The 22,037-nt window shown below is 61.7% G+C and carries 20 protein-coding genes and 1 riboswitch; of the genes, 8 read left to right on the top strand and 12 right to left on the bottom strand.

The window, feature by feature from the left end; all coding sequences use genetic code 11:
• Window positions 1-8: 8 nt before the first annotated feature.
• Window positions 9-95, bottom strand: a riboswitch (glycine riboswitch).
• Between the two features lie 195 nt (window positions 96-290).
• From AC0L26_RS26065 to AC0L26_RS26045, 5 genes are all read right to left on the bottom strand, one after another.
• Window positions 291-1,079: a molybdopterin-binding protein gene (locus AC0L26_RS26065; RefSeq protein WP_473635147.1), complete on the bottom strand. Its 789-nt coding sequence runs from the start codon at window positions 1,077-1,079 to the stop codon at window positions 291-293.
• Between the two features lies 1 nt (window position 1,080).
• Window positions 1,081-1,962 carry a cytochrome b/b6 domain-containing protein gene (locus AC0L26_RS26060; RefSeq protein WP_473635146.1) on the bottom strand — a complete coding sequence of 294 codons (882 nt, stop codon included), beginning with the start codon at window positions 1,960-1,962 and terminating at the stop codon, window positions 1,081-1,083.
• 113 nt (window positions 1,963-2,075) lie between these two features.
• Window positions 2,076-2,759, bottom strand: a complete 684-nt coding sequence (locus AC0L26_RS26055; protein ID WP_473635145.1) for a DUF1345 domain-containing protein — start codon at window positions 2,757-2,759, stop codon at window positions 2,076-2,078.
• A gap of 137 nt (window positions 2,760-2,896) precedes the next feature.
• A complete protein-coding gene (locus AC0L26_RS26050; protein ID WP_473635144.1) occupies window positions 2,897-3,364 on the bottom strand; it encodes a YaiI/YqxD family protein in 468 nt (155 codons plus the stop codon).
• A gap of 73 nt (window positions 3,365-3,437) precedes the next feature.
• The gene (locus AC0L26_RS26045; protein ID WP_473635143.1) at window positions 3,438-4,565 is read right to left on the bottom strand and encodes an S-(hydroxymethyl)glutathione dehydrogenase/class III alcohol dehydrogenase; all 1,128 of its coding nucleotides are present in this window, start codon (window positions 4,563-4,565) and stop codon (window positions 3,438-3,440) included.
• Window positions 4,566-4,765: 200 nt separating this feature from the next.
• On the opposite strand from AC0L26_RS26045, the gene AC0L26_RS26040 reads away from it, so the two are divergent.
• Together AC0L26_RS26040 and dnaE are read left to right on the top strand one after the other, a co-directional pair.
• Complete coding sequence (locus AC0L26_RS26040; RefSeq protein WP_473635142.1) at window positions 4,766-6,778, top strand: acetyl-CoA carboxylase biotin carboxylase subunit; 2,013 nt, start codon at window positions 4,766-4,768, stop codon at window positions 6,776-6,778.
• Between the two features lie 196 nt (window positions 6,779-6,974).
• Window positions 6,975-10,502, top strand: a complete 3,528-nt coding sequence (gene dnaE, locus AC0L26_RS26035; RefSeq protein ID WP_473635141.1) for a DNA polymerase III subunit alpha — start codon at window positions 6,975-6,977, stop codon at window positions 10,500-10,502.
• Between the two features lie 58 nt (window positions 10,503-10,560).
• Here dnaE and AC0L26_RS26030 read toward each other — a convergent pair whose 3' ends face one another.
• The 3 genes from AC0L26_RS26030 to AC0L26_RS26020 all read right to left on the bottom strand — a co-directional run bounded on the left by AC0L26_RS26030 (window position 10,561) and on the right by AC0L26_RS26020 (window position 12,604).
• Window positions 10,561-11,109, bottom strand: a complete 549-nt coding sequence (locus AC0L26_RS26030) for a dihydrofolate reductase family protein (protein ID WP_473635140.1) — start codon at window positions 11,107-11,109, stop codon at window positions 10,561-10,563.
• 230 nt (window positions 11,110-11,339) lie between these two features.
• On the bottom strand, window positions 11,340-12,266 hold the full coding sequence (locus AC0L26_RS26025; RefSeq protein ID WP_473635139.1) for an SRPBCC family protein: 927 nt from the start codon (window positions 12,264-12,266) through the stop codon (window positions 11,340-11,342).
• A complete protein-coding gene (locus AC0L26_RS26020; protein ID WP_352930691.1) occupies window positions 12,263-12,604 on the bottom strand; it encodes an ArsR/SmtB family transcription factor in 342 nt (113 codons plus the stop codon). The genes AC0L26_RS26025 and AC0L26_RS26020 overlap by 4 nt, the downstream gene beginning before the upstream one ends.
• Window positions 12,605-12,859: 255 nt before the next feature.
• Between AC0L26_RS26020 and AC0L26_RS26015 the strand changes: the two genes are divergently transcribed.
• On the top strand, window positions 12,860-13,663 hold the full coding sequence (locus AC0L26_RS26015) for an ion channel (protein WP_473635138.1): 804 nt from the start codon (window positions 12,860-12,862) through the stop codon (window positions 13,661-13,663).
• 103 nt (window positions 13,664-13,766) lie between these two features.
• Here the strand turns inward: AC0L26_RS26015 and AC0L26_RS26010 are convergent, their stop codons facing one another.
• Entirely contained in the window at window positions 13,767-14,648 is an 882-nt protein-coding gene (locus tag AC0L26_RS26010) for a DMT family transporter (protein ID WP_473635137.1), read from the bottom strand.
• Between the two features lie 186 nt (window positions 14,649-14,834).
• Here AC0L26_RS26010 and AC0L26_RS26005 point away from each other — a divergent pair, with 186 nt between their 5' ends.
• Window positions 14,835-15,341 (top strand): hypothetical protein, encoded by a 507-nt coding sequence (locus tag AC0L26_RS26005; RefSeq protein ID WP_473635136.1) that lies wholly within the window; start codon window positions 14,835-14,837, stop codon window positions 15,339-15,341.
• A gap of 72 nt (window positions 15,342-15,413) precedes the next feature.
• On the opposite strand, the gene AC0L26_RS26000 is transcribed toward AC0L26_RS26005, so the two are convergent.
• Complete coding sequence (locus AC0L26_RS26000; RefSeq protein WP_473635135.1) at window positions 15,414-16,742, bottom strand: DNA polymerase IV; 1,329 nt, start codon at window positions 16,740-16,742, stop codon at window positions 15,414-15,416.
• 67 nt (window positions 16,743-16,809) lie between these two features.
• Between AC0L26_RS26000 and AC0L26_RS25995 the strand changes: the two genes are divergently transcribed.
• Together AC0L26_RS25995 and AC0L26_RS25990 are read left to right on the top strand one after the other, a co-directional pair.
• The gene (locus AC0L26_RS25995) at window positions 16,810-17,385 is read left to right on the top strand and encodes a GNAT family N-acetyltransferase (RefSeq protein ID WP_473635134.1); all 576 of its coding nucleotides are present in this window, start codon (window positions 16,810-16,812) and stop codon (window positions 17,383-17,385) included.
• 106 nt (window positions 17,386-17,491) lie between these two features.
• Window positions 17,492-18,979, top strand: coding sequence for a hypothetical protein (locus tag AC0L26_RS25990; protein WP_473635132.1), 1,488 nt, complete (start codon window positions 17,492-17,494; stop codon window positions 18,977-18,979).
• A 22-nt stretch (window positions 18,980-19,001) separates the two neighbouring features.
• On the opposite strand, the gene AC0L26_RS25985 is transcribed toward AC0L26_RS25990, so the two are convergent.
• Together AC0L26_RS25985 and AC0L26_RS25980 are read right to left on the bottom strand one after the other, a co-directional pair.
• A complete protein-coding gene (locus AC0L26_RS25985; protein ID WP_473635131.1) occupies window positions 19,002-19,655 on the bottom strand; it encodes a hypothetical protein in 654 nt (217 codons plus the stop codon).
• The gene (locus AC0L26_RS25980; RefSeq protein WP_128242743.1) at window positions 19,652-19,951 is read right to left on the bottom strand and encodes a DUF3572 domain-containing protein; all 300 of its coding nucleotides are present in this window, start codon (window positions 19,949-19,951) and stop codon (window positions 19,652-19,654) included. Before AC0L26_RS25980 ends, AC0L26_RS25985 begins: the two co-directional genes overlap by 4 nt.
• Window positions 19,952-20,199: 248 nt before the next feature.
• Between AC0L26_RS25980 and AC0L26_RS25975 the strand changes: the two genes are divergently transcribed.
• Together AC0L26_RS25975 and AC0L26_RS25970 are read left to right on the top strand one after the other, a co-directional pair.
• A complete protein-coding gene (locus tag AC0L26_RS25975; protein ID WP_281035461.1) occupies window positions 20,200-20,556 on the top strand; it encodes a response regulator in 357 nt (118 codons plus the stop codon).
• Window positions 20,557-20,589: 33 nt separating this feature from the next.
• Window positions 20,590-21,963: a PleD family two-component system response regulator gene (locus AC0L26_RS25970; RefSeq protein ID WP_473635130.1), complete on the top strand. Its 1,374-nt coding sequence runs from the start codon at window positions 20,590-20,592 to the stop codon at window positions 21,961-21,963.
• The last annotated feature ends 74 nt before the right edge of the window (window positions 21,964-22,037 follow it).

The following is a 22,037-nucleotide window of genomic DNA, read 5'->3' as shown; positions in this document are numbered from 1 at the left end:
GAGTGTCTTTCCCGTCTACGGTTCTTTTGCCTGAGAGATTTCGGGCGATTTCCCCTTCGGCGGCAGCTCTCGCTGCTCTCTCCCGCAAACAGGTAGGACTCAATGTGAGCCCTCGACTCGTTATCCATAGCCTGTGGGCGACACCTTGTCACCTGCCAGCGACACCTTACCGACAAGTCTTCGCGATAGTTATTGAGCGTCGTGCCTATTTTCGTTGAGCATGATCTTTCCGAAAACCGGTTCCCACTTTTTGCTGCACTGACCTTCGGGTTCGGGTTCATGCTCTGCAGTCAAATGCCGCCGTACCAGTCGTAGCCATTGTCCTCCCAGTAGCCGCCCCTGCCGCCGCCGATAGCGGCGAAACTGTCGACCAGTTCGATCTTACGCAGGTATTTCGGCATCTTGTAGCCGATCTGGCGCTCGACGCGGACACGCAACGGCGCGCCGTTCTCGACGGGCAGCGGCTTGCCGTTCAAGCCGTAGGCCAGGATCGTCTGCGGGTGACGGGCATCGATCAGGTCGATCGAGCCGTAATATTTGATTTCTCCGGACAGGCTGCGGTCGATCGTGTCGAGGCAATGGAACATCACGTAGCGCGCCTGCGGCTTGACCACCGCCTGGTCCAGCACCAGCGACAGCGGCGTGCCGGTCCATTTGGCGATGCAGCTCCAGCCTTCGACGCAGTCGTGGCGGGTGATCTGGGTGCGGCTTGGCATGTTCATCAATTGCTCGCGGCTCAGCGACAGCGGCTTTTCGACGAGGCCGGAAACCTCGAGCCGCCAGTCGGCGAAATTGTTGGCGAGCAGGCCCTTGTAGACATCGTCGCCCGGCGCGGTGACGCCATTCGGCCGCTGCGGCTGGTGAATGTCGGCTTCGGTGAATTCCGGCGCCAGCGATTCGCCGGCAAGCAGGCGTTGCGCGCGCCAGGTCAGGCCGTTGGCGCCTTCGAGGAAACTGCGCAGCCCGTCGCCGACGCCAAGCTGGCTGTCGAAGGCATCGCAACCCGACAGCATCATACCGGAGACACCGAGGCCGGCCGAGGTCAGGAATTTTCTGCGGCTGATCACAAATTTCGCCATCTCACGCGCTCCTCTGGGGCGTCTTGCTGCCTTGCGCCGGCGGATCGGTTCGGTACCAGCCGGTGATGATGGAACGCAGCTCGTTGATCGGCCCGGCGGCGAAGATCATCAGCATATGGATGATGAAGAAGGCGACGAGCAGCAGCATCACGATGAAATGAATCGTCCGCGCCGTCTGCCGGCCGCCGAGCAGATCGTTGAGGAACGGCAGCACCGCGTTCATGCTCGGCGACATGGCAAGGCCGGTGATGATCATCAGCGGCAGCAGCACGAACATGACGCCGCCATAGGCCATCTTCTGCAGCGTGTTGTACTCGCGCCTGTGGTGGAACTTGAATCTGGCATGATCGACGATGTCTCGCGGCAAGCGCTTGAGATCGTCGATACGCGGAGCAAGATCGCGGCGCAGATGACCGTTGATCAGGCTGGCGACCAACCAGACGACCAGCGTCGTGGTCAGTATCCAGGCGAAGAAGAAATGGACGACGCGGGCGGTGCCGAGGTCGTAATAGGAGGGGATCGTCGCCCAGGACGGGAAGGCGCGGGACGTCTCCCGACCCGCCGGCCCCGACCAGCCGAGCACGCCGGTCGTATCGAAGCGCTTGCCGAAGATTTCGGTGTAGCCGCGCGGACCGTTTGCGGTGTTCTCGGCGCCGATGGCGAAGATGGTGTTGTCATAGGCGAATCCCGACTCCTTGCCGATATAGAGCTGGGGGCGGGCGTTGAAGATCTGCAGGCCGGAAAGCAACATGAAAAACAACGAGATGGCCCAGAGCCAGTGCGTTAGCCGGGTCCAGCGCGACTGCCGGTAGATTAGCGTCGCCTCCTGCGGCGCGGAAGTATCTGGCACGGCGGTGGATTGGCTCCTGGCAACCGATTCCATTTTTTCGCGTCCTTCCGGCCGCTCAGTCGGCCTTTGCGATCGTTCTCCTCCCAATACGTTGCCAGCCAAAGCGATGTTTCATCCGATCACGGAATTATTACGGCCTGCCGACATTACCGGCTCCCGAGACTGACGGCGAGGTTGACCGCGGCGGCGACGATCACTGTATTGAAAAAGAACGACACGATCGAATGCAAGAGCACGATGCGACGCATTTGGGTGGTCGAAACCGCGGTATCGGAGGTTTGTGAAGTCATGCCGACGGTGGTCGAGAAATAGAGGAAATCCCAGCCGTCCGGCCGCTCCTTACCGGCAAACACGACGCCGCCGACGGGCTTTTTCTGCTTCGCTTTGCCGCCGGGGTCGGTCTCTTCGTCGTTCAGCCAGTAAACATGGGCGTAGTGCAGCGCCGTCATGGCGTGGATGGTGAACCAGCCGAGCGGGATCGACAGCAGTGCGAAGGTGAGTTCGACAGGATGCGCGCTGCCCTCGCGATTGATCAATTGAAACAACGAGATGATGGCGACAGCGACGACGATCAGCGTCACGGCAAAGATGACCAGCACCGGCTGGTCGGTGGCGCGGGCATTCTTGCTCAGATAGCGGTCGGTGAGCTGCGGCATCTGAGCGACGACGATGATGGTGTAGGCGGCGAAAAACGCGTTGGCGCCGATCGAAAAGGCGAGCGGAGTGCGCAAGACCAGCGCGATCGCCAGCGCCACCACACCGATGCAGGCCGATACCGCGAACTGCATGTGGCGGTGCAGTGGTTTCTTCAGGGACATCTCGGTCGTCATGGCCCAGCCTCTGGTGGCGGCCCGTCTTACCGCCGCTCGTCTGTTGAGACTCGGACATTATAGCACTTTGACTGTGCGCGTGATGCCGAAGACCGATTCCCGGTTTTGCTGCGCTGATCTCCGTTGGGGTCGAAGCGCTAGCTCTGCGCAGCGGATTTCAGCGCACGCCGCAAGATGCGGTCGAGCTCGCCGAGAAAGCGCGAGCGGTCCTGCGGCGCGAAACTGGCGTTGTAGCCCTTGCTTTCGCCGGTCTCGCGCAGATGCTGCTTGAGGTCGCGCATCGCCACCGCCATGCCGATCGTTTCCGGCGTGAACGGGCGCCCGGTCGGTCCGAGCACATGGGCGCCGAGCGCCACCGTGCGGGCGGCAAGCGGGATATCTGATGTCACAACGATGTCGTTGGGCTTGGCATTGTCGACGATCCAGTCGTCAGCCGCATCGGCGCCCTTGGACACGACGACGTTGCGGATCATCGGATCGCGCGACGGGCGCAGGCCGCCATTGGAGACGAAGGTGACGACGACGCCATGGCGTTCGGCGACTTTCTCCACCTCGGCCTTCACCGGACAGGCATCGGCGTCGACGTAAATTGCGGGTGCGGGCATGGTTCGTTCCAACGCGTGTGGGCGGTCGCTATCTCACGGTCCAAGTCGCGATGCCAGCGGCTTGTGGTTCTCGTCAGTAAACCACCACGCTCCTGATCGACTTACCCTCGTGCATCAGATCAAAACCCTTGTTGATGTCTTCGAGCTTCAGCGTGTGGGTGATCATCGGGTCGATCTCGATCTTGCGGTCCATGTACCAGTCGACGATCTTCGGAACGTCGGTACGGCCGCGCGCGCCGCCGAAGGCGGTACCCATCCAGGTGCGGCCGGTGACGAGCTGGAACGGCCGCGTCGAGATCTCCTGGCCGGCACCGGCCACGCCAATGACCACCGACTTGCCCCAGCCGCGATGCGATGCCTCAAGCGCCTGGCGCATCACCTTGGTGCTGCCGGTGCAGTCGAACGTATAGTCGGCGCCGCCGATCTGGTCGGCACCGCGCTTGGTCATGTTGACGAGATAGGGCACGATATCGCCATCGATCTCCTTCGGATTGACGAAATGCGTCATGCCGAATTTCTCGCCCCATTCCTTCTTGTCGTTGTTGAGGTCGACGCCGATGATCATGTCGGCGCCGGCAAGGCGCAGCCCCTGGATGACGTTGAGGCCGATGCCGCCGAGGCCGAAGACGGCGGCCGTGGCGCCGATCTCGACCTTGGCCGTGTTGATCACCGCGCCGATGCCCGTAGTGACGCCGCAGCCGATGTAGCAGATCTTGTCGAAGGGCGCGTCTGGATTGACCTTGGCCACCGCGATCTCGGGCAGCACAGTGAAGTTGGAGAAGGTCGAGCAGCCCATATAGTGGAAGATCTTGTCCTTGCCGATCGAGAAGCGCGACGAGCCGTCCGGCATCAGGCCTTGCCCCTGCGTGGCACGGATGGCGGTGCACAGATTGGTCTTCCTGGACAGGCAGGACGGGCACTGCCGGCATTCCGGCGTGTAGAGCGGGATGACGTGGTCGCCCTTCTTGACCGAGGTGACGCCCTTGCCGATATCGACGACGATACCGGCCCCCTCATGGCCGAGGATCGCCGGAAAGATGCCTTCGGGATCGGCGCCAGACAGCGTGAATTCGTCGGTGTGGCATATGCCGGTCGCCTTGATCTCGACCAGCACCTCACCGGCGCGCGGGCCGTCGAGGTCGACCTCCAGGATCTCCAGCGGCTTTCCGGCGGCGACAGCGACAGCGGCACGGGTTTTCATCGGGAATCTCCTCTCAGGGCAAATCTGCAATCGGGGCCGAGCATTAGCGTATCTGCAGGTGCTGGACTATGGGACGAATTGACAGTTGGTAGCCAGGTTTTTGGTCGGCGGTGGCCGACTTGCATCCGCATAGCCGTCAACTTGCCTTGACCGGCCGGGCGAAGCCCATAAAAGAAAGGCAGCCGAGGGAACAAAACCGCATGTTCACAAAGATCCTGATCGCCAATCGCGGCGAGATCGCCTGCCGCGTCATCAAGACGGCGCGCAAAATGGGCATCGCCACCGTGGCGGTCTACTCGGACGCCGATCGCGACGCCGTGCATGTCGAGATGGCCGACGAAGCGCTGCATATCGGGCCTTCACCGGCCACGCAGAGCTATCTGGTGCCGGAGAAGATCATCGCCGCCTGCAAGGCGACCGGTGCTGAAGCCGTCCATCCCGGTTACGGGTTTCTGTCCGAACGCGCGTCGTTCTGTGAGGCGCTGGAGAAAGAAGGCATCATCTTCATCGGCCCCAAACCCAGAGCGATCAAGGCGATGGGCGACAAGATCGAATCGAAGAAGTTCGCCAATGCAGCCAAGGTCAGCACAGTGCCCGGCTGGCTTGGCGTCATCGAGAATGCCGATCATGCGGAAAAGATCGCCGGCGAGATCGGCTATCCCGTGATGATCAAGGCCTCGGCCGGCGGCGGCGGCAAGGGCATGCGCATCGCCTGGAGCAAGGCCGAGGTCCGCGGCGGGTTCGACCGGGCGCGGTCGGAGGCCAAAAGCTCGTTCGGCGACGACCGCGTCTTCATCGAGAAGTTCGTGGTCGATCCGCGCCACATCGAGATCCAGGTGCTGGCCGATGCGCATGGCAACGCGCTTTACCTCGGCGAGCGCGAATGTTCGATCCAGCGCCGCAACCAGAAGGTCGTCGAAGAGGCGCCTTCGCCTTTCCTCGACGCCAAGAGCCGCAAAGCCATGGGCGAGCAGTCGGTGGCGCTGGCCAGGGCGGTCGACTACCAGAGCGCCGGCACGGTGGAGTTCATCGTCGATAGCGAAAAGAACTTCTATTTCCTTGAAATGAATACGCGATTGCAGGTCGAGCACCCGGTGACCGAGCTTGTCACCGGCATCGATCTGGTCGAGCAGATGATCCGTATAGCTGCCGGCGAAAAGCTCGCTATCAAGCAGAGCGACGTCAAGCTGAACGGCTGGGCGGTCGAAAGCCGGCTCTACGCCGAGGATCCGTATCGCAATTTCCTGCCGTCGATCGGGCGGCTGACGAGATACCGGCCACCGGAAGAGGGACAGTTCGGCAACGTTATCACCCGCAACGATACCGGCGTCACCGAAGGATCTGAAATTTCGATGTTCTATGACCCGATGGTCGCCAAGCTGTGCACCTGGGCGCCGACGCGGCTCGCGGCAATAGACGCCATGTCCGAGGCGCTGGACAGCTTCGTTGTCGACGGCATCGCGCACAACATACCGTTCCTGGCGGCGCTGATGCAGCATCCGCGCTGGCGGGACGGCCGACTGTCGACCGCCTTCATATCAGAGGAATATCCTGACGGGTTCGCGCCGATAGTGCCTGACAGCGAGGAAAAGGCCGTTCTGGCATCGATCGCCACCGCGGTCGAATTGCTGCGCCGCGATCGGCTCGACCGGCTTGGCGGGCGGTTGGCGCCGCATTCGGGTGCGCTGAAACGCGACTGGGTGGTCAAGATCGGCGAGGAGTACCTTTCGGCTTCCATTCTCGAAGGCATGATCTCCATTCCGATGGAGCTCGATCTGTCGATCGATGGTGGCAAGGCGCTGACGGTGGTGTCGGACTGGCGGCCGGGCGATCTCGTCTGGCGCGGCACGGTCGGCGACCGAAGAATCGCGGCGCAAATCCGGCCGGTCCTGAACGGGTTTGGCATCGCCTGGAAAGGCATGTCGGTCACGGCACGCGCCATGCTGCCGCGCACCGCCGAGCTCGAAAAGCTGATGCCGGAAAAAGTGGCGCCGGACACGTCGAAGATGCTGCTCTGCCCCATGCCCGGACTCGTTGTCTCGATCGCCGTTGCCGAGGGGCAGGAGGTCAAGGCCGGCGAGACGCTGGCCGTGGTCGAGGCGATGAAGATGGAAAACGTCCTGCGCGCCGAGCGCGATCTCACCGTGTCGAAACTCAATGCGAAGCCGGGCGACAGTCTAGCTGTCGATGCGGTGATCATGGAATTTGCGTGAGGCTGTAAACAAAACCCGCCTCGGCGGCGGGCCGTTGGCGCAAATCAGCACCATGCATATATTCCTAGCATAACTGCCGTCACAAAGCAATGGATCGCGAGCGTGCAGCCTCGAATCGCAAAGCTGGACTCGCATTGCCCGGTGCTGGACAATACATCTTCATCGACTGAGTCCTTTCAAGCGGCGCTAAAAAAGCATGGCGAATGAGACACTTCCACGCGACCCGTTGCAGCGCGAAGCCTTTGTGAAGGCGTCGAGGCCGGAAGTGCCGGCGCGGCCGTTCATCCATCTGCGCGTGCATTCGGCGTATTCCCTGCTCGAAGGCGCCTTGCAGCTCGGCACCGTCGTCGCCCATGCCGTCAAGGACGAGGCGCCGGCCATCGCCGTCACCGACACCAACAATCTGTTTGGCGCGCTTGAATTCGCGCAAAAAGCGGTGAAGGAGGGCATTCAGCCGATCATCGGTTGCCAGACCGCTCTCGCTTTTTCCGGCGAAGCCAGCGACAGCCAGCGCGACCGCAGGCGGCAGGGCCCGGAGATGCGGCCGGTGGTTTTGATCGCGGCGACCGAGGCCGGTTACAGCAATCTGGTCAGGTTGGTCAGCCGGGTCTATCTCGAAACGCCACCCGGCGAGGCTGTGCATCTGACGACCGAGATGTTGCAAGGCCATTGCGACGGCCTGATCTGTCTCAGCGGCGGGCCGCGTGGTCCGATTGGCAACGCCTTGAAAGAGGATCGCCGCGATCTCGCCGAGACACGGCTTTTGGCGCTCAAGACGCTGTTCGGCGACCGGCTCTATGTCGAGCTGGAACGGGTTTCAGGTTATGATCGCGCCATCGAGCAATCGTCCATCGATCTCGCATACAGCCATGACCTGCCGCTGGTCGCCACCAACGAGGCGTTTTTCTCGTCGCGCGACGACTATGAGGCGCATGACGCGCTGATCGCCATCGCCGAAGGTTCGGTGGTCGCCGTCGACAATCGCCGGCGCCTTTCGCCCGACAATTTTCTGAGAAGCCAGGCCGACATGGCGAGGTTGTTCGCCGATCTGCCGGAGGCGATCGACAACACCGTCGAGATCGCGCTGCGCTGCTCCTACTATCCGAAGACGCGCAATCCGATTCTGCCGCGTTTCACAGGCAGCGATGTCGCCGACAACGACGCCGCGCTGAAGGCAGAGGCCGACGAACTGCGCCGCCAGGCGCATGAGGGGCTGGAAGCGCGGCTCGCCGCGTACGGCCCCACGCCGGGCTATACGGTGGAGCAATATCGCGAACGGCTCAATTTCGAGCTCGGCATCATCACGAAGATGAAGTTTCCCGGCTATTTCCTGATCGTTGCGGACTTCATCAAATGGGCCAAGGCGCAAGGCATTCCGGTCGGGCCGGGCCGCGGTTCGGGCGCCGGCTCGCTGGTCGCGTATTCGACGACCATCACCGATATCGATCCGCTGCGTTTCTCGCTGCTGTTCGAGCGCTTCCTCAACCCCGACCGCGTGTCGATGCCAGACTTCGACATCGATTTCTGCCAGGACCGGCGCGAGGAGGTGATCCGCTACGTCCAGCAGAAATACGGCCGCGACCAGGTCGGCCAGATCATCACCTTCGGTACGCTGCAGGCCCGCGCGGTGCTGCGCGATGTCGGCCGCGTGCTGCAGATGCCCTATGGCCAGGTCGACAAACTATCCAAGATGGTGCCGTCGAACCCGGCCAATCCAGTCAAGCTCGCCGACGCCATCGCCAACGAGCCGCGCTTTGCCGAAGAGGCCGAGCGGGAGCCGATCGTGCAGACGCTCCTCGACATGGCGCAGAAGCTGGAAGGGCTCTACCGCCACGCCTCGACGCATGCCGCCGGCATCGTCATCGGCGATAGACCTTTGTCGGAACTGGTGCCAATGTACCGCGATCCGCGCTCCGACATGCCGGTCACCCAGTTCAACATGAAATATGTCGAGCAGGCCGGACTGGTTAAGTTCGACTTCCTCGGCCTGAAGACCCTGACTGTGCTGGAGACCGCGGTCAAGCTGATCCGCCGCCGCGGCATCGAGATCGATCTCGCCCACATCCCGCTCGACGACCCCGATACCTACGCCATGCTGTCGCGGGGCGAAGTGGTCGGTGTGTTCCAGGTGGAAAGTGCAGGCATGCGCAAGGCGCTGATCGGCATGCGCCCCGACTGCATCGAGGACATTATCGCGCTGGTCGCGCTCTACCGGCCGGGACCGATGGAGAACATCCCGACCTACAACGCCAGAAAGCATGGCGAAGAGGAGATGGCGTCGATCCACCCGAAGATCGACCATCTGGTGAAGGAGACGCAAGGCGTCATCGTCTACCAGGAACAGGTGATGCAGATCGCGCAGGAGCTCTCCGGCTATTCGCTGGGCGAAGCCGATTTGCTGCGTCGGGCCATGGGCAAGAAGATCCGCGCCGAGATGGACAAGCAGCGCGAGCGCTTCGTCTCGGGCGCCGTCGAGCGGGGCGTTAGCAAGCCGCAGGCCGACTTCATCTTCGATCTGCTGGCAAAGTTCGCCGACTACGGTTTCAACAAGTCGCATGCCGCCGCCTATGCGGTCGTCTCTTATCAGACGGCCTATCTGAAGGCGCACTATCCGGTCGAGTTCCTGGCCGCGTCGATGACGCTCGACATGGGCAACACCGACAAGCTCGCCGATTTCCGCCAGGATGCCCTGCGCCTCGGCATCGATGTCGTGGCGCCCTCGGTGATGACGAGCTTCCGCCCCTTCGAAGTCGGCGAGAACAGGATCTTCTATTCGCTGGCCGCGCTCAAGGGCGTCGGCGACGCGGCGGTCGAGCACATCGTCGCCAAGCGCGGTGAAAAACCGTTCAAGAACCTCGCCGATTTCTGCGAAAGGGTCGATCCGAAAATCGTCGGCAAGCGGGTGTTCGAAAGCCTGATCATGGCCGGTGCGCTCGATTGCTTCGGCCACGACCGCGCCGCGATGATGGCGGGCGTCGAGCGGATGATGGGGCTGGCGTCGCTGGCGCAGCAGAATGCACTATCGGGTCAGCACGACATTTTCGGTGCCTCGCTCGGCGCGCAGTCGCAGGCGCTCAACCTGCCGGCGACCGACCCGTGGCTTGCCGCCGACCGCCTGCACCGTGAATTCCAGGTGGTCGGCTTCTACCTCTCGGCGCATCCGCTGGACGAATACAAAGCGGCGCTGCAGAAGATGCGGGTGCAGACCTGGGCCGAGTTCTCCGCGGCCGTCAAACGCGGTGCTGCCGCCGGCCGGCTTGCCGGCACCGTCACCACCAAACAGGAGCGCAAAACGCGCACCGGCAACAAGATGGGCGTCGTGCAGTTTTCCGACACGTCAGGCCAGTATGAAGCAGTGCTGTTTTCCGAAGGTCTGGCTCAGTATCGCGACCTGCTCGAGCCCGGCCGTTCAGTGGTGATCACCGTTTCGGCCGAGGACAGACCCGAAGGCGTCAATCTGCGCATCCAGACCGTGCAATCTCTGGAAGACGAGGCAAGCCGCATCCAGAAGGCCCTGCGCATCTTTGTCAGGAATGACCGACCGGCGTCGGCGATTCAATCGCAGCTTACCCAACGCGGCGACAGTCAGGTGAGCATTATCGTCATCAAGGATGAGGCGCAGGGCGAGGTCGAGATCGAACTGCCCACTCGTTACCGCGTCTCGCCGCAGATCGCGTCGGCCATGCGCGCGGTGCCAGGCGTGGTGGAAGTGGAACTGGTGTGAGCTAGAGCGCTTTGCGTTTTGGTGGAATCAAATCCGCGCTCCAAGAGCGGATCGATCGTCATTGTCTCCTCTCCGGCGCGTAATGGAGGATGACAACACCTGACTTGAGCGTCCTCGTCTCCAGATGCTTCAAGGGTATTCGGTTCGGGCCGCCCTTGAAGAGCGGCGTGCCTCTCCCGAGAATGACGGGGTTGATCCCGAGGTGATACTCGTCGATTAGGCCGTGCTCCATCAGGGTCGCCGTGAGGTCGGCGCTGCCGAACACGAAGATGTCTCCGCCGTCCCTGGTCTTCAGCTTGGAGACTTCTTCCGCGACATTGCCGTTGAAGAGCTTCGTTTTGTTCCAGTCGGCGCTTTTCAGCGTGCGCGAGAAGACCACCTTCTCGATCTGGTTCATGAAGTCCGCGATCCAGCCCTGCTCGGAGGGCCAATAGGCTGCCATGAGCTCGTAGGTCACGCGGCCGAAGATCAGCGTGTCGGCCTTTTCCTGGGTCGCATGAATGTAGTTCTCGAGTTCTTCTTCGAAAACGAACCAGCTGATGTCCCTGTCCGGACCTTCGAAGAAGCCGTCGACGGTCACCATGTCCCATATGATCAATTTTCTCATAGAATCCTCCTCTTGGCCTATCCCTTTGTGAATTTCGGCCCTATCCCGCCGAAGCGGAAGCGCATGTTGGCGATCTGCCCCGCTTTCGAGATCTCGGTCTTGCCCAGCCCGATCGGCTCCATGCCCTCCTGACCGAAGAGGGGGATGCTGTTGCCGATGAGGACAGGCGCGACATGGATGAGGACCTCGTCCGCAGGCCCTAATTCGAGCTGACGGGAAGTCGCAATATCTCAGCGGGATCCGACGAAGCGTTCCAGTTTGCCCAGAGTTTGCAGTCCAAGTTCCACGGCACCGAAGCCCTTCGCCTCCTGGAACTCGGCAGCCGTGCTGAATACCATGCCCAGCGTTACCTTCGTTGCCCCGTCCTGATCCTCGAACGAGGCCCAGGCGTCGGCATGTTTCGGCCCGTTCTCGCCCCAATGCAGCGTGTAGCCGATCCTCTCCTCGGGCCGGACCTCGTTATAGAGATGGTGGTTCGGGAAGACCGTGCCGTCAGGCGCGATCATGTCGAATACCCATTCGCCGCCCGCTCGCAAGTCGATCCTCTTTGTTCGACAGGAGAAGCCTTCCGGCCCCCACCATTGCGGCAGCGTTTCAGCGTTCATCCACGCCCCCCAGACGATGGATCGTGGCGCCCGAATTACCCGCTGCAGCACCATGGTTCGTTCCGCCGCGCCCGCGAGGTTGTCTAGTCCCGCGCCGAAGCCTTCCCGATAGCCTGCCTCCATGTCCTGCGCCAGCGAGGAAAGCTGCACCGTCACGACCAATCGGCTGCGGTCGTCCGCACCTTCGAAATCGGCTGTCACCAGCGCGGCCGATTGCGTCACGCCTTCGGATGAGATTACCTCGTAGTTCACGGTGCACAGCGCCGGCTGCAACGCCAGCCAGCCGCACTCGCAGCGGATGTCCGGATGGCCCTCTACCTTGCAGAGCGAGACTTCGCGCCCACCCACCCTGGTATCGGCCTCCAAGAACTCCACGGTGACCGAGGGCGATGGCGCAGACCAGATCGCCCGCGCGGCCGGGGCCGTCCATGCCTCCCACAGCGCCGCCAACGGCGCGGCCACGTCCCGCTCGAAGGTCAGCGTCGCAAAGCGGTCTTTCCTATCGTCAGGCACCGCGCGGGTCGCACTGTTTGTCGGGAGGTTCTGTGTCATTCTGCGCGCTCCTTCATCACATTCATTACAAACGCGTCCAACCGGTCGAGCCGAGCTTCCCAGATGGCCCGCTGTTCATCGAGCCATGTCCGCACCGGATCCAGAGCCTCGGGTACGATGGCGCAGGTGCGTATTCGCCCGTCTTTGGAGGTGGAGATCAACCCTGCTTCCTCCAGCACAGAAAGGTGCCGCATCACCGTGGGCAGACGCAGTCCCGTGGGACCAGCCAGATCTGTTACCCGCGCAGGTGTTTCGGCGAGCCGGGTCAGGATCGACCGGCGGGTCGGATCAGCCAGCGCATGGAAGAGTAGCGATAGATCAGGGTCATGCTTAGCCATGTCGCTAACTATCGCCTGACCAGCTGTTGACGCAAGCGAAAACTTCGTCAAGTCGCTAAGTTTTTTCGCCCACCACGCGGAGTTGTTGAGCAGGCAGCTTTGCCGGGTCCGCTGAGGCGCTGCTAACAGCGATGCGAGCGCAGGCCGATGCTGCAATTGAAGACAAAATTCTTTCTCCGGATGTCCTCCATCAACGGCGGCTTCCGCTGCTCTGCCCACTGGACGGCTGTCACAGCGAACGTTATCGCAGTTGTCATGAAGGCGGCAGACAAGGACGGAGCGCAGGAGTTTTCAGCCTTGGCACGGCTGCGCGATACGTTGCGCAAGCTTTATCACGGGCGCACGCCCGCCGCTTTCCGGTTCCAACTGGCGGCGATCATCATCGACCTTGCCATCATCGCCTTCTTCATCGCCACACCGGTGATCCAGGAGTCGTCTTCGTTCCTCTGGCTCGACTATTCGGTCGCGGCACTTGTCGCCGCCGACATGATCGCACGGCTGCTTGCCTCAAACGACATGCTGCGCCTAATGAAACAGCCGACGTCGTGGGTCGACGCCTTCATCCTGCTGACGCTGCTGATGCCTTCGGCGCTGGCCAATCTGGGGTTCCTGCGCATATTGCGGCTGTGGTCGCTGTCGCGCAGCGGCTCCCTGTGGCGGCATTTCGAGATGCGCGGCCTCAAAAAATGGCGCGAGGCGAGCCACGCAGTCATCAATCTCCTGACATTCCTGTTTGTCGTCACCGGTTTCGTCTACACCTTCTTCTTCCGCACCGGGGCCGGTCTCGAAGGCTATGTCGACGCGCTGTATTTCACCGTCGCCACCGTGACCACGACCGGTTTCGGCGACATCGTCCTGCCGGGCATATCAGGCAAGCTCACCGCCATCGTCACCATGATCATCGGCATATCGCTGTTCGTCAGGCTGGCGCAGGCGCTTTTCCGGCCCGCCAAGGTCTTCTTCCCGTGCCCGCAATGCGGCCTTCAACGACACGAGCCCGACGCCATCCACTGCAAGGCCTGCGGGCATCTCCTCAAGATACCCGACGAAGGCGACTGAAACGCGAGGCTAGAGCGCGGTTTTTGTGAGACAAAACAGCCCTCTGGCTCTTTGCTTTGACGCGTTTTGTCCGGCGCCAAACAAAGACGTTTGGCAGCAAACGCTAAGACGCTGCCACTTCCGCAGGTTTGGTGGCTTTCTTCTGCAGGTTGAGCAGATTGCCCATCAGGATCAGCAAGGCGCCGCCCGCGGTGAAGGCGTCGATCTGCTCCTGATAGAGCAGCCAGCCGATCAGCGCCGACAGTGGCACGCGTAAAAAATCCATCGGCGAGATGACGGTCGCGTCGGCATAAGCAAGCGCGCGGGCCATGCAGAAATGCGAAGACATGCCGGTGAAGCCGATCAGCAGGATCCACGGCCATAGTTCGAGCGGTGGATTGCGCCATTGGTAAAGCGCCGGGGCAAGACCGAGCACAGACTGGATGACCAGCATCCAGAAGATGATGCACACGACGCTGTCCGTCCGCGTCAGCGATTTGACCAGAACCACTGATATACCGAAGCAGACCGCGGCGCCGAGCACGATGACATGTCCCGGATCGACCGGGCCAACGCCCGGACGGACGATGATCATCACGCCGATCAATCCGAGCACGATCGCCGCAAGTCTTGGCCGGTTTAGTCTTTCACCAAGAAAGCCGACCGCCAGAATGGCCGTCCAGATCGGCGTCGTGAATTCGATCGAGATGAGTACGGCCAGCGGGATCAGCGTCAGGGCGTAAAGCCAGGCTGCCTGGCCTGTATAGTGAATAACGTTGCGGGCGATATGGGCGATGGGTCGTTTCGTGCGCATCGCAGCAAAGCCGCCTGACATCATCACCAGCGGCAGCAGGATAAAAAAGCCGATCACCGAGCGTAGCTCCACCACCTGGAAAACGTTCAGCTCGGCGGTCGTGGCGCGGCCGGCGACCGACATCGCCAGAAACGAGGCGACCGACAGCGCCATCCAGAACGCGGCCTTCGGGATCGAGGGTGAGGGTGCCATGCGCGCTATGTCGCAAGCCTGGACTCTCACTGCAACCGCTAAGGCGATGCATTCGGCTGGGCCAGATGCTGCGCGTTGCAAAACAGTCATGTTGAAGGCGGAACCTGCCATGGCGGCAGGCGTTGATTCTCAGTATTGATTCCAGAAGGAAGTGCCTTGTTTCCGATCTCAACGAGGAGAGATTCGATGAAATCACTTGCACCATTCGCACTTGCCGGCTGCCTGACGGCTGCAGCCGGCGCGGCTCACGCCGACGAAGCCGATTTTCTCCGCTCATTCCAGGGCAATTTCACCGGGAAGGGGACTGTCAAGGTAACCACCGAGGCACCGACGGTGAACGTCTCCTGCCGCTTCAATTCCGACGCGACATCGAACTCATTGTCGCTGGACGGCACCTGCCGCGGTCTCGTCGTGGTGGCGCGCGCCATCAGTGCCGACCTGAAGTCCAGCGGGACGAAGTACACCGGAACCTATGTCGGATCCCGCACCGGGCCAGCACAACTCAGCGGCAGGCGCTCGGGCAATGCCATCAATCTCGGCATCCGCTGGGCGAAGGAGGTCAATGGCGATCGCACGGCGCAGATGACCGTCGAAAAGAACGGCGAGGACGGCATGCGGCTGACCGTTATCGACGTCGACCCGAAAACCGGCGAGCGCGTGATGACCAGCCGGATCGATTTGACGCGCACCTGACGGGTAGGGTCTATCTTTCTTGTTTGAGCATGATCTTTTCCGAAAACCGGATTCCACTTTTCGGGATCATGCTCACTCCTCGATCGGCTCGGGCGGGTGGGCGTTGCGGCCCTTGCCGAAGGTGTAGCCGGTCTCGACCGCGCTGCGGCCGAATTTGTCGCGCAGCGTGTCGATGGCGCCTTCGGCCATGGCGCGCTTGCGTGACTGGATGTCGACGAGGTCAGGCGGATCGGCCTTTTCGTCATTCGAGAGGTCGGCGACACCGATACCGAGCAGCCGGTATCTTGTGCCGTTCGCCTCCTTGCGCAGCAGCTCGAGCCCGGCCGAAAAAATGCGGTCGGCCAGCCGTGTCGGGTCGGCAAGCTGGCGGTTGCGCGTACGGGTCTTGAAATCCTGGGTCTTCAGCTTCAGCACGACGGTGCCCCCGGCAATGCCGGATTTCTTCAGCCGTCCCGAAACCTTTTCCGACAGCGCTCTCAGCACCGAAACCAATTCATCCAGGGAAGCGATGTCGGTGTCGAAGGTGGTCTCCGCCGAGACGCTTTTTGCGTCCTGGTCGGGATGGACGCGGCGTTCGTCCTCGCCGCGTGAAAGATGATAGAGCCGGTCGCCCATCACGCCGTAGCGGCGCATCAGGTCACTGCGCTCCATGCGCTGCAACTGGCCAATCATCCGGATGCCGTCCCGTTCAAGCGTGGCGGCAAAGGCTTTTCCCACACCCCAGATCAGCGTCACCGGCTGCTCGGCCAGAAAGCCAGATGCCTCGGCCTCGCCGATTACCGAAAAGCCGCGCGGCTTGCGGAAATCCGACGCCACCTTGGCCAGGAACTTGCAGTAGGAAAGCCCTGCTGAAACGGTGATGCCGATCTCCTTCTCCACTCCGAGCGCGAAGCGTGCCAGCACCACCGCAGGTGGCAAGCCGTGCAGGCGCTCAGTGCCGGCAAGGTCGAGGAATGCCTCATCGATGGATATCGGTTCGACCAACGGCGTCAGCGCCTGCATCATGGCGCGCACCTCGCGGCCGACGCGCGCATATTTTTCCATGTTCGGCGGGATGACGACCGCCTCCGGACAGGCTTCGAGCGCTTTGAACATCGGCATTGCCGAGCGCACCCCGTGGATGCGGGCGATGTAGCAAGCGGTGGATACGACGCCGCGCTTGCCGCCGCCGATGATCAACGGCCGGTCTTTCAGGGCCGGGTTGTCGCGCTTCTCGACCGCCGCGTAAAACGCGTCGCAATCGATATGGGCAAGATGCAGCCGGTAGAGCTCCGGATGGCGGGCTAGCCGTGGGCTGCCGCAGCGTTCGCAGCGCCGTGCCTCGCTGCGCTGGAAGCTCAGGCAGTCGCGGCAAAAACCGTGATCGGGATTGTTGACAGAGGCCGCCATCGCTGCGAACATAAAGAGAACAAATGCAATGGTACGTCAGGACGGACGCCACGACAAGCGGCAGGCCGGGAGAGAGCTCATGAATACGACCATAGCGCCACTGGTGCCCGAGCTTTGGGCGGATTTCGAAGATCTTTTCGGTAAGCAAGGTGCCTGCTACGGCTGCTGGTGCACACATTTCCGGCTGTCGCCAGCAGCGCGCCGCGCCAGCGACCGGGAGCGCAACAAGGATCACATCAAGGCGCGCATCGAGGCCGGGCCGCCGCCCGGCCTGCTGGCGTTCGAAGATGGCAAGGCAGTCGGCTGGATGCAGATCGGCCCGCGCGCTGACGTGCCCGAATGGAACAACAAGGGCAGGGGATCGGCACCGGTCGATCCCGCTGACGCTACGGATCCGTGCGTCTGGGCGATTTCCTGCTTCTTCATCCGCGTCAAGGCGCGCGGCAGGGGCGTCAGTCATCGCCTGGTCGAAGGCGGTATCGCATTTGCGCGCCAGAACGGCGCGCGGCTGGTCGAGGCGTGTCCGATCGACCTGTCGAAGGATTCGCGTTCGATCGGGCTGTTCGTCGGCTCGTCGCGGGTCTTCGAAAAAGCCGGTTTCGAGAGGTTGGTCGAGCGCAAGGCCGGCAGGCCGCTGATGCGGCTGGTGCTTTGATCGAGGTGCACCGATTTGGCGGTTTTGTAATCTCATCCTATCGTTGCATTCGTAACTTCATACCAGCCGGGCGAAGCGTCCTTTCTGGGTCAAACGGAGAATTCGCGTGAATCGTGCCCTGCCATTGGTTTTCCTTCTCGCATTGAGTGCGCCAGCTTCAGGCCAGACCGTCGACAGTCAAGGTGCGAAGCAATTGTCCGAAGACCTGTCTCGCTACGTCGGCAAGCAGGCGATCGACAAAGGCATCCTGACGGTTTCGGCCGATGGCGACGCCTATAAGATCACCTTCGATTTGAAGGCGCTTGTGGCGAAGCTGCCGAAGCAGGATCTACCGACCTTCGATTTCCCGCCTTACACGCTGCTGGTCAAACCGCGTGGCGATGGCGGCTGGGATGTCTCCTCGGATTTTTCGACCAACGGGTCATTCGAGGTGAACAATCCGGATGGCCCGGCAAAGGCGCAAATCACTATCACGGATGGCAAGTTCACGGGCGTCTATGATCCCGAACTGGCGGCGTTTACCAGTGGGGCCAGTTCGATGACGGGCATGACGATGACGTCGATCATGCCCAGGCAAGTAACGGATTTGAGCGCCGGCTCGAGCTCTTCGAAGTTTGTCGCCAGCAAGTCGATGAATGGCGGTGTCGATCTCAGTTTGACGCAGGCGATGGCCGACTTCGGTGAAACCGTCAAAATTGATAACCGGGCTATTGGAGGTGTGAAGACATCGGAGCTCGTGGTGGATGTAACTGCCAAAGCCGTGCGGACAAAGCCGTTTCTGGACCTCTTGGCGTTTGGGGTGGCCCACGAAGACGAGGCTCAACTGAAAGCCGATCAGGCAGAGCTCAAGACTCTTCTGCTCGCCGCATTGCCGTTGTGGGAACGGATCGACGGAGCTTACACGTTCAAGAACTTTACCGTTGAAACGTACGCCGGCAATTTTGGCGCAGCGCAATTGAGCACCGCGTTCGGGGCTGATGGCATCGCCCAGAACGGCAGGTTCGATTATGCAATCAAGGCCTCTGGGTTAAGCTTCCCCTATGTCGTACCGGGCTGGGTCGCCAAACTGCTTCCAACCGAACTCGATCTGAAATTCGGCGGCGCCAACATCGATCTCGACAGCATGGCTAGAAAGGCGATCGAGACATTCGATCTCAACAGGAACCCGCCGCTGCCGGCGGAGTTCGGCGAACGGATCAAGGCCGATTTCATGGCCAAGGCGCCAAAATTCATCGTCGACCACAGCATATTCAAGAATGGCAACACGGAAATTGCGCTGGAGGGCGAGATGACGTTTCCCGGCAGCAAGCCTGACGCCAATTTAACCGTGGACGTGGCCGGTTACGACAAGATCATCGAAAGCTTGAAGGTGGCAGCAAAATCGGAATCCGAAGCGGCACAAGCTTTCCCCTTCGCGCTCGCCGCCCAAGGGCTTGCCAAGAAGCTGCCCGATGGCCGGCTTGAATGGGTCATCAACGGCAAGGCTGACGGCTCGATCACAGTCAACGGCGCGATGTTGAAGCCGGCCGATGCCGCCCTGGGCGCTCTCCCTACTGACCCAAGCGATGCTCCCCGGGCGACAACGGCGGAGTGAAGCTCCAGCCCTGAGCGCTCGATCAAAATCCGAGCGCTGCTGCGATCTTCGGCGCGGCTTCGCGCCAGTCCTCGACGACAACGATGTCGTCGGGCATCGGTGGCAGGAAGGTGCGCATCGAATTGTCGGCCATCAGATGGAAGAGATGGGCATCGGCGACCGAATTGCGTGCCGATACCAGATTGTTCGGCTGGTCGTCGACGAAGGCGACCGGCCGGTCCTTGTTGCCACGCAGCTTGGCCACCGCTGGACCCTTTGCCATTTCGGTGGTCAAGAGCGGATAGGTTAGCCCGAGGGTGTCGAGATGGGCGCGGCGAACCGCGCGATGCTTGTGTGGCATGGCCGTCAGCATGACGATCTCGGCGCGATCGCCGAGTGTCGTGAGCGCCTCGGCGGCGCCGTCGGTTATGCTTTGCCAATCGGCCTGCGCATGGAAGAACTCGTCCAGAAGTGCGGTCACCTCCGCCTGCTCGACCAACCGGCCGCTCGCCTGTTCGGCGATGTTGCCGGTCAGGCGGAAGGAGGCAAAGGTCAAGCCGAAGCCGCGTGCTTGAAGAAAATGCGGAAACGGCCGGATGAATTCGAGCACGACATCGTCGACATCAAGCACCAGCAGCGGCCGGTCGTCGGCGGCCAATTCCTCGATTTGACGCGCAGTTTCGGGATCGTCGCTCATATGGAATGCTCATGATTATCGTCGCCAAGCGGCAGCGCCCGCAACGCCTTGCCGACGGAAGCCGGCGGCGTGCCGGTTTCCTCGGCGAACCGCATGAGCGTCGGCTCATGAGCGAGGATGAACTGCAGCACGCCGGCCAGGAATCCCGGCTCGCCGGCTGCCTGGCGGATGGAATGCGCCTCGATGCCGGTGATCGCCAGGAAACGGGGCAGAAGTTCCGGATCGGCGGCGACGAAGCCCAAGGCCTTCACGGCAATGGTTTCCGCTTCCTCGCGCATTGACGCTGCGTTTGCCATCACTACCTTCTTGTGCGGTGGAATGAGTCTCTTTTGGCAGTAATCGCAAGCGTCGCCTGCGGCAAGCCATCTGCCTCTGCAATGCGGTGCTCGAGGCGAAATCCGGAGCTTTTCCGGCAGCGGTTTCCGTTTCGTCAATTATATTGCCGTAGAGTCGAGCAGAGTTTGATGCGTGCCGGCGAGGGCGCATGACGGCAACCTTCGAGCGGAAGGCGGGCCGGGACGGGAAATCGATGCCTAAGAAGGTCATGATCGTCGAGGACAATGAGCTCAACATGAAGCTCTTCCGGGACCTCATCGAAGCGAGCGGTTACGAGACGGTGCGCACGCGCAACGGCCTGGAAGCGCTGGATTTGGCGCGACTGCACAGGCCGGACCTCATTTTGATGGACATCCAGCTGCCCGAAGTGTCGGGGCTGGAGGTGACCAAATGGCTGAAGGAGGACGACGACCTCCATGTCATACCGGTCATTGCCGTCACGGCATTCGCAATGAAGGGCGATGAGGAACGCATCCGCCAGGGTGGCTGCGAAGCCTATATTTCCAAGCCGATCTCGGTGCCGCGTTTCATCGAAACCATCAAATCTTACCTGGGCGATGCCTGATGCGTCCTTCCAGCCGAGCCGGAGCTTCATGAGATGACTGCGCGGATCCTCGTCGTCGACGATATCCCTGCCAATGTGAGGCTGCTCGAGGTCCGGCTGCTTGCCGAATATTTCGAGGTGCTGACCGCCACCAACGGGCTGGACGCGATCGAGACCTGCGAAAACGGCAAGGTTGATGTCGTACTGCTCGACGTGATGATGCCCGACATAGACGGGTTCGAGGTCTGCCGGCGGCTGAAGAGCGATCCGGCGACGTCGCACATCCCCGTCGTGATGATCACGGCGCTTGACCAGGTTTCGGACCGGGTGCGCGGCCTCGAGGCCGGTGCCGACGATTTTCTGACCAAGCCGGTCAATGATCTGCAATTGATGACCCGCGTCAAAAGCCTGGTCAGGCTGAAGACGTTGACCGACGAGCTGCGCCTGCGCGCTTCGACCACGCGCAATATCGGTATCGAGGAGCTGTTGAGCCGCAACTTCGCATCGGCAGACACCACGCCGAAGGTTCTGCTGATCGACGAGCGCAAGCCCTCCATCGAGCGCATCCAGAAAATGCTGCGCGGCAGCGCCGATCTGGACATTGCCACAGATCCACATGCCGGCTTCTTCCAGGCGGCCGAGACGTCCTATGAATGCGTGATGATCTCGACGGCCTTTGCGGACTTCGATCCGCTCAGGCTCTGCTCGCAGCTGCGTTCGCTCGATCGTACTCGTTTCCTGCCGATCATCCTTCTGGCGCAGGAGGGTGAGGAGGGGCGTATCATCCGCGGCCTCGAACTCGGCATCAACGACTATCTGATGCGGCCGATCGACCAGCAGGAGCTGACGGCTCGGCTGCGCACTCAGGTGCGCCGCAAGCGCTACAACGACCAGCTGCGCGCCAGCGTTACCCAGACCATCGAGATGGCGGTGACCGATGCCCTGACGGGATTGCACAATCGCCGTTACCTGGACAGCCATCTGCAGACGTTGTTCGACCGCGCCGTGGCGCGGCGGCGGCCGCTGTCGGTGATGATCACCGATCTCGACCGCTTCAAGACCATCAACGACGCGCATGGTCACGACGGCGGGGACGAGGTGCTGCGCGAATTCGCGCGACGGCTGCGCAAGAATGTGCGCGGCATCGATCTCGCCTGCCGCTTCGGTGGCGAGGAGTTCGTGGTGGTGATGCCGGACACGGACGGCGCAGTCGCCGAAAAGGTAGCGGAGCGCATTCGCGCTGAAATCGCCCAGATGCCGTTTGCAGTCGGTCACGATGGCAAGACAATCGAGGTTACCGTCAGCGTCGGCGTCTCTTCGGTGCTGAAGGGCTTGGACTCGGTTGCCGGGCTGATGAAACGCGCAGATCTCGCGCTTTACGAAGCCAAGAGCGCCGGTCGCAATCGCGTCGTCGCCAAGGCGGCTTAGCGCCGATTATCCAGTCGGTGCGACAGGGTTACGAATTTACCTTAACGCAAGCGATTCGCGGGCTTGGTTAAGAA

The sequence above is a fragment of the Mesorhizobium sp. WSM4823 genome, from assembly GCF_055811195.1.
Note: the sequence above shows the minus strand (reverse complement) of the source record. Positions and strands in the feature narration are given on the sequence as shown.